Below are 14741 nucleotides of genomic sequence, written 5' to 3' on the forward strand. Positions count from 1 at the left end.
GGCAAGCTTGCCCATTTCCGCCTTCAGCTTCGTCAGTTTCTCGGTGAGCCTTGTTACTTTCTCCGCCAGCGCCTCCGTCGGTTCCTGTCGATCGGCGGTATCAAGTTGGCTCAAATAGCGCGCGACGGTCTCCTCCAGCTGGGCGCGCCGCCGCTCCACTTTCGCCCGTGTGAAGTTCTTGTCCCGGTTGTTCACGGCCTTGAACTTACTGCCATCGATGGCGACGCTCGCCGTCGCAAGGAGTCCCATCTCGCGGCAGAGTTCGACAAAGCGCACATACCTTGCGCAGCGCCAGGCCATTGTCTTTGCGGAAGTCCGCGATCGTCTTGTGATCAGGAGCGAGCCGACCCAACAGCCACATGACCTCGACATTGCGCCCGGCCTCGCGCTCCAGCCGCCGGCTCGATTGCACTCGGTTCAGATAGCCATAGATGTACAGCTTCAGCAGAACCGAGGGATGGTACGAGGGCCGACCCGTCGCCGCCGGCGCCATTCCTTCAAAGCTCATCTCAGCCAAATCGAGCGCACCGACAAACACGTCGATCACGCGGACGGGGTTGCTCTCGTCAATGAAATCATCGAGGCACTCGGGCAGTAGCGTCCATTGCCCGCGATCGGCCTCCTCAACGAAGCGCCTCATCGATCCCCCCCACAGAATCACGGGAGAATCATAACAGCGGCACAGCGTTTTCACATGCCAGGGCCAATTCCGGACTCACCAGGTCCACACGACGCTACGCGTACAGTGCACAGGCTCATCGCCGTCCTCGATAGAGATGAGGTTGTCCTTGCTCTCGATCGAATGCAACGGCGCCGAACTCTTCGCCTTGTGGAATAGAGGCGCGCCCGGGGGTGAGGAAGGCCCCGGACACTTCCGAACGACACGCGCCAGACCTAACTAACCGTTGCAGGTCGTATCCGACGCCTCCCTGCCCCGTCGCCCAAAGGACTACCCCGCCAAGCCTCTTGACAGGTTGCGGCCCGCGCCTAATTTTTTCGCCGGGGCATCGCCCCTCTAGCCAAAAGGGAAAGCTGTAACGACCGTCAAAGGATGACGACGATGATGGACGAAAACATTGCCCGCTTACGAACCCATCGCAATAATATCGCCCGCTACCGGCGTTTGCTCCAAACCAAGCTTACTGATCTAGAGCGTCAATTTATTGAAAGGCGTCTGTCCGAGGAGCAATCGGATTACGAGCGTTTGGTAGATGGCACCTTCCCCATGACATTCAAAATTCCGAAGACTCCTGAAAAGCAGCCAACAGCTTACGAGGCGGTCTAGGGCTCGCCAGGAACGGACCTGCCACCGTTCGCGTTGATGGGGGCGCCACGCCCCCCTGCATGGCGCATTGGAATGGCGGCCCCAGCGTTGATTGCCCCCCGCAAGGTGCGACGGCAGCTATCGGGTGACGAGGGCAAGGTGCGTAGCGTCGTGGAGTATTTGGAGAGAGGACGAATTCGAAGCGCTAGCCGCAGCGGCTGCCGTCGACGTGCTGAGAAAGCGATATAGCGACATCGCAGCCTGCTACCGCCTGCTCGCAAAGGAGCGAGAATGGCTGATCGGCACCGGTGCGATTGAAAGCGAACCGCGGATCGAAGCCTAGTCCTACTCTACCTTCACGACGGCCGGGCGCCGAGCTGTTCGCCTAGCTGATGCGCTCGCTTTCGCCTCCTGGGCCCAACATCTAGAGGATTCGACACCGTCGCGGCGTCGCGCTTTCATGGGCGCCATGGGATCTGTCTCGAAGGAACGCCTGTGGGGCGCCACAATCGCCGCGGCCGAGCAGCGCGCGAAAGAACTGCGCTTGGCAGCGGACGTCGCTGCCTGCGAAGCATGGAATTTCAGGTTGCGCGGCTATGGTGGTCCCGCCCAGCCATCGCCGGTGATTGGAGACGCTCTCAATGCCGGGTTCCGCTATCTCGAGGTGAAGTGCGACGGCTGCAGCACGCATAGCACGGTTGACCTGACCATTATCCGCCGGCCGAAGGAAACGCCGGTCTGGCAACTTGAGCGCCGCATGGCTTGTCGCCCCTGTTCGGAACTGCGAGGCTCTCCCTACAAGCGCGGCCACCTGGTCCGACTGCGACGCTCCAATTCTACGACTAAGAATGACAGCGAACCTTGGTATCCCGGCGATCAACGGGAGAGCCATTAGGTCTGCAACTTACCGTGCGCCTTTCGCCTCTCGCTAAGATGAGTAATCTTAGGATGAGCAGCGCCGCTGCTCGCAACGAAAGGTAGGAAGGGGCCGGAGTGAAGTGAGGATCGACTGGGAGAATTCTAGCCGCGACTTTAAGAACACACGCGAGACTAGGGGGCTAAGTTTGCGTGAGGTCGCGCGTCACATGGGGTTGGACGATCATTCGATCTTGTATCGAGCCGAACGACACAAGCCCCTGAATGTAGAGACCTATCTTGTCTTGCGCGAGTGGATGGAAATCGATCCCTTTAGGCACCTTCAAAAAGAACCGCTCCAGTTTGGCGTCAATCGGGCCATGCCGGCCATTTGAAACCATCTTCAGTTCGCTGCCTTGCCCCAGCGGCAGAGCTGAAGCCCTTCCAAGGAGTCTTCAAGGTGGTCGCGCGGACGGGGGTGAAGTGCGACTTTCACACCATAGAGCTATGGCGGGAAGGTCGTAAGGTCGCGCAATTCGATCCAGAACGGTAAAGCCGCCTCAGTTGACGTCCGTAATCCTTCCCTTGCCGGCGCAGGCCGTGCATTTGACGGGATAGATTTTGCGGTCCGGTTGTACCGGCTGCATCACGTCGGGGAAGCCCGTTCCGTTGCAAGCAACGCACTTATGTTCTTTGATTTTAGACGTCATTCTGAACCTTTCAGGCCGCCTCAATTGGCGAGTTGCCAACATATATCCGCACTCTGCCGGGCGTGGTCATCCGCAGCCTACCTTCGAGATGAAAGACGTAGCCCAACGCGATCAATCGGGCACTATGTTCAGCGGGGATCGCGGGTGCAGGCCCATGTACACGGGCGTTGCCGACCGCGAGCAGGGAGGCAAACTCTTCATGGGTGAGCTTTTCATGGGTGAGCTTTGTCGCTTCAAAGGTCATGACCCAGAGCCTGGATTATTTTCAGCAATCCCGCTGGTCAATTTTGACCAAGCAGTAAAATAAAGGCCGCCTCAGTTCGGAACGATTCAGCGCAGGTCAATTTGAAACCGTATTGCGTGGAGTTCATATGCGTAAGTCTAGTTGGACGCCGTCGATCGTCCCGAACGACAACGATGCGACGGTCTATTTGGTCGCGGATGATTTCGGCCGATTAGGCCGGGCCTGGCGTGAAGCCGATTACGAGCCACGGATCTCGAGACCGTCATTCAAAACCTGTTAGCCGGCCAATACAGCAACCCGATCCGCGTCGTCGCCTTCAACACCGCCGAACGCTGGTCGGAAGATGTTTCCGAAGACGTCGCCCGCGAACTGCGCCGCCGCTGCGATCTGCAGCTGCGCGAGCTGCCAGCCGCGATCTCGGATTTCGTCGAAAGGCACGAAGGGCAGGATCGGCGTCAGTTGAGCCTTCGGCTGGTCTAATCAGACTCGCATTTTGCCTGCGGTTGCCTATTTATCCCGCATGCGTACGTGCGCGCTCGATCCTTGCATTCCGACGCGCGGGACCAAGTGGACTTCTGCTAGTCGGGACCGATGGCAATCCAGATGTGGTTCACGATCATGAAGGTGCAGACGACAACTACAGCGGCGATGAGGCGTCGGATGGTCTGGTCGGTCATGACTTACCCTCGGTGTCCCCTGGGGTGAACGACGACAGGGCGCGCTTATCTTGGAACCGTCAACTAGACCCGGCTACCGGGTGGTCGCAGCGCATCTGGTCGAGGTGATTTCGTCGAACGGCACGAGGACCGAGATCGGCGTCAGTTGACCCTCCAACTGGTCTAACTCAGCCTCGCATTTCCCCCCGCGGTTGCCTATTTATCCCGCATGCGTATGTTTGCGTTCGATCCTTGCGTTCCGACGCGCGGGACCAAGGTCCCCAATCGGCCGGTGAGGGGCTCGTGTCCAAGCGCGCTGACAGCCGCTACCATGCCGGGCGATCCGCGGACTGGATTAAGATGAAGAATCGGAAACACCCGGCGATAAACCGCGTGAAGGACTCGTTTTCATAAGCAGGGCGGCGCTGATCTATTTGCCTTGCGCGTGGCCTCATAAATCGCGATGTCCGCTTATCCCCCGACAGCGGCGATGCCATGCCGGCGGTTAAAGGTCACTCATCTTATGCAGTAGCTGCCCTTCCTCTTGGAAGGTTCTGTCCGTGCGGTAGTAGCTCTCGAAGAATTCGTCGCCGTTACCTGCGAAGAAGCCGTAGAGCCCATATTCATCGAGGTCTTTGAAATAGAAGCCCACATGGCTGACATGGAAAGCCGACATGTGAGCGGTCTCAAACACTAACTCGCCGTGCTTCGCTCGCCACAAAGGCTGCTCGCGCTCTCGCCAATGGTACTCCCGCATTCCCTCCTTGATGCGCTGATACAGGCGTGTGCCTCTCTCCAACCTCGCGTTGGCGACTTTCGCGGCTTCCGCGTTCTTCGACTGGCGCCATAGGAAGAACCCGCCCGCGATCGCCAGCACTATCAGAAATGACCAGTCCATCTCGCCCCCAGGCGCGCATTATCGCCGGGGGATTGCAGCAGCTCAATAGTGCAGGCCTACCATTTTCGCCCCAACGACTGGTACGGCAGGCAACGCTGGTAGGAACGATCCCGCCCTGAAGGTGTTGCGCGTCTGTGCCGAAGTGAGAGCGGCACACCTTAAACATCGTCGACTCCAAATGAACTTTGGAACTCGCGGTCCCTCGTAGTCCCCCCGGGGCCGCGTTTGTTCGAGGAGATTTCGGCGCGAATGGAGACGGCTCCGGGGTGAGCGGAGCCGTCTCCCGCTCACCACGGGGCGGCCGTCAGTGAGCGCGCCGACGCTAACCGGAGGCCTCCGACACCGCGGGTGCGGCATCTATGTCGCGGTCGGCGGCGGACCATGACTCCGCCGTCGGCTCCGTAAAAGTGAGCCGCTCTGACCCATGACGAAAATTTTGACCCGAGAGTGGGGGCTGAGGAGTGGAGCCAAGGCCCCTGGGGCCAGCCCTTGCGTGTGTGACCAGCACAAAGGGCCGCGCCGAAATTACAGCACCGGACAGCCGTCTCTCGCTACAACAAAAGTTAACCGCGCCGGAACGCAATGACAGCACCGGACATTGGTCTTCCTTTGCTAGCGGGCGGAATTGATGAGGTACTGTCCTCGGTGCCGGTGGGTTTGTGAAAATCACCTCGATCGGCCGTTCTTGGGAGAAAGGGCCTGTGGTTGCGGCGGCGCCGGCGCACCTTGCCCGAACTGCAATAGAAATCCGGCCGATCCTGACGACGTCCCGGCGATGCAAGCCCGATCTAATCGAACGCTGCTGGCTGAACGATGCACGAATCCAGGACCTTGTAATCTTCACACCAGCAGGATCCGAGCTGTTCGCCTAAAGCCTCCCGACAATAGAGTTTCTGTCCGCCCCCACGCGGCGCGGGCGTCTGGCACCGCTGGCTAGTTGGGTGGGAATATCACGTACACGACGAGCACGACCACCGCCGCCGCGGTGATGACTTCCAGGACAATCGCAGAACGAGATCGCTGCATAGCGGAAGCCATGCCATTAAAGGAGCCTCAGCGAACACGGGTCTTGATGAAACGGCTCTGGCGAGGGGCTTGGGGGCTAATGTGCCAGAGCCGTCCTTGCGTTCTTTCGAGCGCCGAATCATCATGCCGGGATAAAGCGGCAAAATCGTGTGAAGGCCCGTGCGTCAACGCAGCTAACTCAGCTGCAACAATTTCACCCACAAAGGGCCGCGTCGAAATTCAGCCTTGCGCGCCATCGGCTACAGTCACTCAACTTGAGTGAAACGGCTGTCGTTCCACTCGGAGCACTCATACCAGCTCCTCCGAAGGAATGAGCCCTTAAGTCGGGTAGCGAACAGCCGACGTTTCCAGTTGGACTATCATACCAGCCATCACCGCCCGGCCCAGGCATCTTCGGTGATGAGATCGCAACGACGCGCTCCCGCCTTCACCAAATGGAATGGAGCAGCGTATGCAGAAACGTCGCCGCATTAAGCATGAAAAAAGCTTTGGAGAACGGTTAGCGGAAGAGGCTCACCGCTTTAGAGAGGCGGCCGAGGCGCTTCCTCCCGGCACGGCTCAGGAACTGCTCCTGAGGCGTGCCCGCCAGGCTGAACACGCAGCGCGCTTGAATGAGTGGTTAAAATCCCCAGGTTCGCAGCCCTCGAAACGGGATCGTTGCGCCTGATCGGATGAAGCGTTTTGAAATCTGGAAGCATTGAGTTTAGCGGGCACGCGATTGCCTGTCTCGTTCGTAACCGGTCTGAGACTGGAGCGGCCTTGCAGTTAGTCAGCACGAGCAGCCTTCCGGCACAGTTTACACTGGTCGTCGCCTCTGACCGCATCAGATGCATAGCTATTTGGCGAACCGAAACGATGATCGGCGTCAAATTCCTCCTATAATCGCCAGAGCCAAAAAATTGCCGCCTTGGCGGCATTCGTCGTGCTCGGCGCACGCAATGAAAGGAGAAGGGCCTCGAGCGGCGACCCCGAGACCCTTGTGACTGAGGAATCGCACCCTGGGGGGAAGCGGTGCGATATCGGCTCAACCCGCCAGCCTCGATCGCGTTCCTAACGTCCAAGCCGACGCTCGACCCGCTTGCGGCTGCTGCCGACCTTCTTCACCGCCTTCTTCACCGCACCTGCCGACCTCTTCGTCTTCTTCGCCGTGTAGCGCACCTCGTAATCCTGCCCACCGGCGACCCGCGGCCGGTCCTGCTTGCGTCCGCGGCTTGATTTCTTCTTTGCCTTCGCCATCCCTTGCTGAAAAAGGGAAGGCTGATCGCTCCGGATCTCTTGTATCGGTCACGCATAATTCCAAAAACCACAGTGTATTCGCCCGGGACTGGCTTCGAGCGACCGTCTGGCAGAATGGCATCAAAGCCCGTCTTCTTGGATTGCGCCTGGCGCTTCTTTACTTCCTTACGGAGGTCTATCCGAAACTTCTCATCACGAATGAAGCTTTCGGCAGACACAACGCCCTGATTCCAGAGATGACTAATTGGCGCTGATCCGTGACCATCCTTTAGATGGATAAATTGCCTGGTTGTCGAAAGAAAATCGCATGGTTCAAGATTGGCACCAGGCGCCCCTGCCGGCGAGAGTTTGACTTGATCAAGATTGAGCAAGGTTTTGCGGGCATCGAGCTCCGCGATGAAATCACGTTCGCTCTTGCTTTTTGTGGATGGCACAAATGCCTTTTTTGCTAACAGCTTGAGGAAATCCGTTTCGACAGCAGCGTGAAACGCCTTGTCGACCACGAACCAGTCGCCGGCAAATAGAACGTAGGTATCACCTTTGTGCGTCAATTCATAGACGAAGCAATCGTACAATTTGCGCTTCTGCTTTCTGTCTCCCTCGCCATCGACAATAACGCGCACCTCATGGCTCGCGCGAAGTTCGGCCATGTCTGCAATATCGGAGATCTGACCTGCTTTGAGCTCATCAACGTAGTCTTCAATCGCAATTTGCACATAAGCCTGCCTTCGTCCCGATCTTAACCCAATGCCAAAATACCCAACCTCGACCGCCTCCTCAGGGCCCCAGTATATCCGGCAACGCGATGTGAAGGTCCGATGCATTTCCCTTCACCAATTTCCGCAATTCAGCGAAGGCTGCTGCTCCAGTTGCTCAAGAAGATTTCGTTGTCGGACGGGCGCTACGAAGTCGATAAACCCGAAGTCTTTTTTGTAGTCTGTAGCATGATAGAGTTTGAGCGCTATCTTGCACTTATCAATCACGTCGTCGGGCGACGTCTTTGTGTGCAGTGTTAGAGCGTCTTTACCCGCGAGGGATTTTGCGAACGAATTATCCTTAGGTGATCCTGCAGCCAGCCTCAAAAGATCGCGATCAACGTCGACTCCAAATCCCTGCAAATCAGCATCCCGACTGGCCTGAATGCGCTTCTGGAAGGTGGTGGCATCGAGCGTAGCAATGTCTAGGCTCCGCAAATTCGAACGGGCTACGGAGTTGAGAACGACCTTCAGACCGAAGCTTCGCTCAAATGCATCCGGATCGAGCGAATGATGCCCGGTCCCAAAAGTCAGGGCCATGATTCGCGTCGCTAGCCGCTTATCGTCAGGGACGACTTCCAAGAACAGTACAGCGGCACAACTTTGATTTACGAGGCGCCCAAGACCGCCTGTCGCAAAGCCACTGACAAAGTCGAACCAAGCCGGCGGCAATGCTGGCGCTTGGCCCACAAAAAGCCGTCCGGATTCGGACGGCCGCTCTTCGAGCTCGTGATCGTCGCCCCGGCCGCCATCAAGCGCTATTTATGATCGAACAGACGACCGATTTCGCTTTGGCGCAGAACGTCGCGAAGCGACTGGCCGTGAAGTTTGGCGGCGATCCGACCGTGTCCGACCGGGCGCGGGTCTTCCGAATGCCCGGCTTTCGGCACATGAAGGCCTCCCCGTTCACAAGCCGCATTCTCCAGATCGACCACTTCGCGCGACGCTACACGCTCGCCGAACTCGATGAACGATTGCCGCCGCTGCCGCGCCGCTTCGTCAATTCGAATGACAAGGGAATCGGCTTCATCGGAGTCGATAAGGCCAAACTACTTTTTGAACATCTGGACGTCGAATACCTGTCGGGGAACGCGAACTGGCAGCGCTTCGCGATGGCGCTGAATAGCACCTGCAACGCCAATGAAGACGTGGCCGAACTGTTCTTTGAATTCTGTTCAACTGGCGAGGGCTACGGCGATGAAGACACCGACGCACGCAATCGCCTGCGCTGGGAATCGTTCGACCCATCGCACGGGAGCGGTGTAGGAATCGGCACGCTACGCAGCATGTGTTTGGAATTCCGAGTCCCCGGCTTGGTCGTCTTCCAACTGTTCAACACCGCCGCAAGGGATTTCGACAATGTCTAAGCACGCCTTTCCGATGTTTGAACCGTGGCCGGTGGAAATCGCCTATGGCGGCCCCCGAAACCAAAACACGCCGTCGCAGAACGCGCTGATCTTCAAGGAAGCGCGACCCTATCGGCTGCTCTTCGCCGCTGGCGACTTCTACACGGCAAACGACTCCGATTATTGGGACGTGATGGAACCGGACGACTTACGAGCCGAGATTCGGCAGACCGATCCGGGTTGTCAGTACCTCAGCACGTCGGGTCAGATTGCGGGAATGGACGAACTGAAGATCACAAGCGGCATTCGATCAAGCGCGATGCCTTTCCAATGGATCAAGAAAGCCGACGACGCGCCGTCGTCTAACAATCTGATCTTGGCCGGCAATGGAATCTACAATGTGGAAACCGGCAAGCTGATGCCATTGACGCCCGACTACTTCGCCACGGGAGTTCCCGATTGGAATTTTGACCCGGACGCCGAATGTCCGATGTGGCTGGCGTTTCTAAAGCAGGTTTTAGACCAGTCGTTCCATCCGACTCTGCAAGAGTGGTTCGGCTACACGCTGACTCCAGATACGTCACTGGAAAAGATTGCGGCGCTTATCGGCGCGTCGCGCGGCGGCAAGGGCACAATAAAAAACGTGCTGGAAGGGCTCACCGGCGAGGCGCATCGCGGTTCGATCACGCTCAACGATCTTGCTGGCGACTTCGGACTGCAAGCCATGATCGACAAAAAGCTGATTATCATCCCGGATCGTCCGACGCCGAGACGTCGAAGCGCAACACTGCCATTGGGCGCATCAAGAGCATCAGCGGCAATGACGCGCTGTCGGTGAACCGCAAGAACAAGCCCTTGCTTCCGAACGTCCGAATCCCCGCGAAGCTGACTTATCGCCAACCGTCACCCTAAGTTCATCGACGACTCGTCCGCGCTGGCGAATCGCGAATTGGTGTTCACGTTCGAAACTTCATTCGCGGGTCGCGAAGACCTCACATTGCGCGACCGGCTGGCGGCCGAACGTCCGGGAATCGCTAATTGGGCCATCAAGGGGCTGGAGCGTCTCCGCGAGCAAGGCAAGTTCACTATCGGCGCGAAGGGCAAGGTGGCACAACACGAAGTAAAGCTGGCGCAGTCCCCGGCGCTTCGGTTTGCCTCTGAATGCCTTGTCATCACGGGCAAGCGGGAAGATATGGTCCCGGTGCCGCTAATCTTCGACGTCTACGGGGAATGGGCAGCGCGGGAGGAGCTAAGCCCGCGCGAACGCCGCAACAAAAACGACTTTAAGGAAGACATGATTGCAGCGCTGCGGGCGCGCGGAGTCAAATACGCGTCGAACCAAACCCGCTGGCACGACCCGTTCAAGCCGACAGGCGGGAAAGGCGAACGGATCAAGGGGCGCTTTATAGGCATCAGATTGAAGCAGGAATTTAGGATCTAACCGTAACGGGTCACCCGTTGTCACCACGCGGGTCACCCTCAAAATGCAAGAAACCCTCGTGCCGCAGGCATTTCTTGGATTTGTCACCTGTCACCCTACTTTTCCCGGTCACGACCCCATGGGAGGGGGCGCGCCGTGATCGCATCCCCTGTTGTTTCTATATCCCTTTTATTCCTTTAGGGTGACAAGGTGACAAATATAGAGAAGCCTTCGAAAATAGGAGTGAGAGCCTGTCACCTTGTTCCGAAATAGAGTGACGATGTCACCCTTCGCCGGTGACAGCCCCCGCTGCCCCAAAAAGGGCCGTACCCCCTTGCCCGACCCCGGCCGATAGCCCTGCACAGCGCCAGCGTGCGAAGCGCCTTTATCCTGCTGGAAGGCCCCGATCATAGCGCGGCCGCGCGACGACGAGTGTTCGCGTAACTAGAAATAAAATCAAATACTTGAAGCTTAAAATAATATCCCTGCTCGGGCGATCTTTCTAGTCGTCGAAGCCCCGCACAAAAACACCACGCACGAAAAGCAAAAGCATGGCGCGACCTTTGTCAGCATGGCTGCGCCAAATGATATGTAGACGTCATCCAATTGGCCGAAACGGGATCATCGGCGACGAGACGAAATCGACTCGAATCCTCGGAGTCACTTGCAAGAATTTATTTCTCTTACTCGCTCTCGGAAATTTTTCCAAACGATCTTTACTCGTTTCAGCGCTATGCAGTGAAAACCGGGGTACATACAGCCTACGGGTAGGGGTTCCGAATTTCCGCCTAGGTAATGGATAAGCCATTGACTTCGGTCAACAACATTCAATCAGCACGAAGTCTCTGCGAGAACTCACCCATCTCAAGGCCCGGTACCAAATGTGATTGGAAGTTAAGGACGAAACGATCGAAAGGCTCGCGGTGGGGAGCGTTAGGGGATGCCTGTACGGACCCAACAGCCGAAGTTCTGGCCAGCCGTGTTTAGTTGTCCGCCTAAAAGTAAGCCCGTGTTCGCTGATCGACATCTGGGAGCGGTGCTTCAGCGCCAGCAACATTGGGACAGTATCGTTGCCTTAGCTGCACCCGCACGACATTTTGGAGCAATCATTGAACCTTTCCAAACGCCTTAGGACCCATAAGACGAACGTTTGGGAGCACGACATGGCCATCTCCAGGCACTCACGCACGCTGCTTGCTTCCACTGGAGCCGCAGCTCTCGCAGGCACCTCGTTGGCGGCGCTGCTGGCATACAATATTGCAACTCTCGCCGACGCAGGCGCCAGCGCCAGGGACATTTCCCTCGCTGCTCCGGATGTCGCGCTCTGCAAGACATCGGGCGCGAGTGGTCGACCGGGCATGATGCTTCGTCTTGCGCAAACCGAAGTGCCGCGCGCGGAGATGAGTGCTGCCTCTTCTGCACCGGCATTCGCAGACACCGAGCCGCCGCTATGGGACGGCCTCGGCTCCATCACTTACAAGATCACGACCAAGAACGAAAAGGCGCAAGCCTATTTCAATCAGGGTCTGCGCCTGGCCTACGCCTTCAATCACGGGGAAGCGCAACGCGCGTTCCGCAAGGCGCAAAAGCTCGATCCCGATTGCGCCATGTGTTTCTGGGGCGAAGCATTGGTGCTTGGCCCCAATATTAATCTGCCCATGCAGGAGGATGCCATCGCGCCCGCTTATGCCGCCACACAGAAGGCGCGAGCTCTAGCAGGCAAGGTAACGTCTCGGGAGCAGGCGCTGATTAGCGCTCTCGCTGTGCGCTACAGCAATGACGCCAAGGCGGAACGTGCGCCACTCGACAAGGCCTATGCCGCCGAAATGGCGAAAGCCGCGGCGCGATTTCCCAGCGACAACGAAATCGCCACGCTTTATGCCGAAGCGGTGATGGATCTCAGCCCGTGGGATTACTGGAAAAAGCCAGCTGGCCGCGAGCCCAACCCGCAGAGCGTACCCATTGTGCCGACATTGGAGCGAGTGCTGGCGCGCAATCCAAATCATGCCGGCGCGATCCATTTGTACATCCATGCGGTCGAGGCCTCTGACCGACCCAAGCGCGCGGAGCCCTATGCCGACCGCCTGCGCAATTCGGTACCAGGCGCCGGCCATCTCGTGCACATGCCGAGCCACATCTATTATCGTGTCGGGCGTTATCTGGACGCTCTTCAGGACAATAAGGCCGCTGTCAAAGTGGACGAAAAATATCTGGCTGACACCAACGCGCCTCCCGGCGTCTACAGGATGGGCTATTATCCGCACAACGTGCACTTCGTGATGGCATCCGCGCAAATGGCGGGCGACGGGAATACCGTAATTGCAGCCGCGGAGAAGCTGGGAACGCTCATTCCGGATGAGGCCGCCCGCGGCATCGCGCTGGTGCAGCCCGTCAAAGCAGCGCCTTATTTCGCGCACGCGCAGTTCAGTTCACCGGAGGCCATCCTGGCGCTACCAGACCCGGGTGATGCCGTCCCGTACGTCAAAGCGATCTGGCTCTATGCCCGCGGCGTGGCGCTGGCAGCGCAGGGCAAGTTCGAGGGCGCAACGGCGGCGGCCGATGCGATCGAGAAATTGGAGCGCGAGTCCGACTTCAAGCTCCTGAAGGAATCCAATATACCGGTACAGGAAGTGTTTCGTATCGCGCGCACCGTAGTCATGGGGCGCGTGGCACAGGGTAAAGGCGACAAGAGCGGCGCCGTCGTCCAGTTCGAGCAGGCGGCTAACTTGCAGGATGCCTTGCCTTATACGGAACCGCCTTATTGGTATTATCCAATCCGGCAGTCGCTTGCAGCAGCCTTGCTGCAGGCCGGTCGCTACGCTGAGGCGAAGCAGCAATTCGAGCTTGCGCTGCGGCGGGCACCCGCCAACGGCTGGTCGTATTACGGTCTGGCAGAGCTGCATAAGGCACGCGGCGATGCCGCCGGCATGCGCAAGGCCCAGGCTAATCTTGCGAAAACCTGGATTGGCGACCGCAAGCTGTTGCAGATTTCAAATCTTTGAAGCGTGACGCTCACCTTTCTAACGTCCAGCACGACCGGCGCTCAGCCGTCATGCCGCTGCCACGTCCGCGGAACGTTTGCTAGTATGAACAGGCAGTTACGCTCTCATAGGATCGGCCCCTCGTGATCGCTGCGGATCAATCCGCCCGGACACCTTCTCCTACGATCCGTTCTCGACCTATGGCTAATACCCGGCCCAATTTGGGTCTCCCTGTCGTGAGCTGAAATGGAGGGAGTTAAGCCTTGCCGAATTGAAGGGTGGTCGAGTAATGAGCGATTTTTTCATGGAAGCATGGGGGTCGGGCGTGCCCGTCGTGTTAGTGCACGGTTCGCTGGCAACAGGATCCGACGAGTGGCAGGCTCAGCGACCGCTGGCCGACAGCGGCTTTCGTCTGATAGTTCCGGACAGGCGTGGTTATGGGCGAAGTCCCGCCGCTCAAGGTGAGGACTTTCTAGTCGATGCCGACGACATTGCCCGTCTGATGGGCAATGGCGCGCACCTTGTAGGGCATTCCTACGGTGGTCTCGGCGTGCTGTTCGCCGCCGCCCGCCGTCCCGAAGCGGCTCTATCTATTACATTACTGGAGCCGGCCACCTTCGCATTGGGCCAGCACAATGAAGCAGCGAGGACACTCGTCGGAAAGGTTCGATCTCTCTGGGACCAGAAGGCTCCGGACGAGGAATGGGTCATTCGTTTCCTGGAAATTGTGGGAAGTGATCCGAGCGCTCTTTCCCCCGAACTGATCGCCGCTGCAGTGCCGCTCGCACCCGTCTTCCGCCGCGGTCGGCCGATCTGGGACGCTGAACCGCCGCTTCCCAAGCTGGCGTCTGCCTCCTTCCCTAAACTCGTGATATCGGGTGGGCATAGTGCAGGGTTCGACGCAATCTGTGACGACCTAGCGCAACGCATCGGCGCTTCCCGCATGGTGATCGAAGGAGCGGGCCACGAGATCCAGTTCACCGGAGAGCCGCTCAATCACGCGCTAACGACTTTATGGAGCCACTCCTCTCCTTGAATGCGAGAGTTAGTAGCTCTACGGCAGATCATTACCTTTGAAGGTACAGGACCGCTAAGGTTCATGTGGACCGCGAAGTGTTCAAAATCTAAGTCCTTTTACCGCGAAGCAGTTACGATGACAGCAACGCACGTCCGCAATGGAGTCGCCAGCGGACCTGCCGACTTCGGGCGGGGTGGTCCGCTAAGGGCCGATTGTGTTGAAAAAGGCGGCTGTTGCGACGCAGAGATATCAGTGATTCAGTCTGTCTAATTGGCAGGACTGAAGGTCATGATGGGGCATCGGCAAATCGAACAAGCTGCGTTGTTCTATGA

At 58.1% G+C, this 14741-nt stretch carries 11 protein-coding genes and 2 pseudogenes; 7 read left to right on the forward strand and 6 right to left on the reverse strand.

Translation table 11 applies throughout. The features are described 5' to 3' along the window. Positions 1-640: pseudogene (locus tag AC0QUY_RS40390) on the reverse strand (transposase); the annotation flags it as partial. 420 nt (positions 641-1060) lie between these two features. Between AC0QUY_RS40390 and AC0QUY_RS40395 the strand changes: the two are divergent. Further along, entirely contained in the window at positions 1061-1285 is a 225-nt protein-coding gene (locus AC0QUY_RS40395; protein ID WP_475391488.1) for a hypothetical protein, read from the forward strand. 448 nt (positions 1286-1733) lie between these two features. Then, on the forward strand, positions 1734-2159 hold the full coding sequence (locus AC0QUY_RS40400; protein ID WP_161856461.1) for a hypothetical protein: 426 nt from the start codon (positions 1734-1736) through the stop codon (positions 2157-2159). A 680-nt stretch (positions 2160-2839) separates the two neighbouring features. On the opposite strand, the gene AC0QUY_RS40405 is transcribed toward AC0QUY_RS40400, so the two are convergent. The 5 genes and pseudogenes from AC0QUY_RS40405 to AC0QUY_RS40425 all read right to left on the reverse strand — a co-directional run. Beyond that, entirely contained in the window at positions 2840-3073 is a 234-nt protein-coding gene (locus tag AC0QUY_RS40405) for a hypothetical protein (protein WP_161852536.1), read from the reverse strand. A gap of 276 nt (positions 3074-3349) precedes the next feature. Then, a complete protein-coding gene (locus AC0QUY_RS40410; RefSeq protein ID WP_161852535.1) occupies positions 3350-3511 on the reverse strand; it encodes a hypothetical protein in 162 nt (53 codons plus the stop codon). Positions 3512-4234: 723 nt separating this feature from the next. Then, the gene (locus AC0QUY_RS40415; RefSeq protein WP_161852534.1) at positions 4235-4627 is read right to left on the reverse strand and encodes a hypothetical protein; all 393 of its coding nucleotides are present in this window, start codon (positions 4625-4627) and stop codon (positions 4235-4237) included. Positions 4628-6703: 2076 nt separating this feature from the next. Next, positions 6704-6889, reverse strand: coding sequence for a DUF3606 domain-containing protein (locus AC0QUY_RS40420; RefSeq protein WP_475391489.1), 186 nt, complete (start codon positions 6887-6889; stop codon positions 6704-6706). A 62-nt stretch (positions 6890-6951) separates the two neighbouring features. After that, positions 6952-8334 (reverse strand): annotated as a pseudogene (locus AC0QUY_RS40425) (DUF6119 family protein); the annotation flags it as partial. Between AC0QUY_RS40425 and AC0QUY_RS40430 the strand changes: the two are divergent. The 5 genes from AC0QUY_RS40430 to AC0QUY_RS40450 all read left to right on the forward strand — a co-directional run bounded on the left by AC0QUY_RS40430 (position 8316) and on the right by AC0QUY_RS40450 (position 14427). Beyond that, on the forward strand, positions 8316-9011 hold the full coding sequence (locus AC0QUY_RS40430) for a DNA-primase RepB domain-containing protein (protein WP_475391490.1): 696 nt from the start codon (positions 8316-8318) through the stop codon (positions 9009-9011). The pseudogene AC0QUY_RS40425 and the gene AC0QUY_RS40430 overlap by 19 nt on opposite strands. After that, positions 9004-9828: a hypothetical protein gene (locus AC0QUY_RS40435; RefSeq protein ID WP_475391492.1), complete on the forward strand. Its 825-nt coding sequence runs from the start codon at positions 9004-9006 to the stop codon at positions 9826-9828. The genes AC0QUY_RS40430 and AC0QUY_RS40435 overlap by 8 nt, the downstream gene beginning before the upstream one ends. A gap of 111 nt (positions 9829-9939) precedes the next feature. Further along, complete coding sequence (locus AC0QUY_RS40440; RefSeq protein ID WP_161852528.1) at positions 9940-10431, forward strand: hypothetical protein; 492 nt, start codon at positions 9940-9942, stop codon at positions 10429-10431. Positions 10432-11573: 1142 nt separating this feature from the next. Then, on the forward strand, positions 11574-13412 hold the full coding sequence (locus AC0QUY_RS40445; protein ID WP_475391494.1) for a tetratricopeptide repeat protein: 1839 nt from the start codon (positions 11574-11576) through the stop codon (positions 13410-13412). Positions 13413-13680: 268 nt separating this feature from the next. Further along, a complete protein-coding gene (locus AC0QUY_RS40450; RefSeq protein WP_475391495.1) occupies positions 13681-14427 on the forward strand; it encodes an alpha/beta hydrolase in 747 nt (248 codons plus the stop codon). Positions 14428-14741: the final 314 nt, after the last annotated feature.

The organism is Bradyrhizobium sp. WYCCWR15520, from assembly GCF_056174665.1.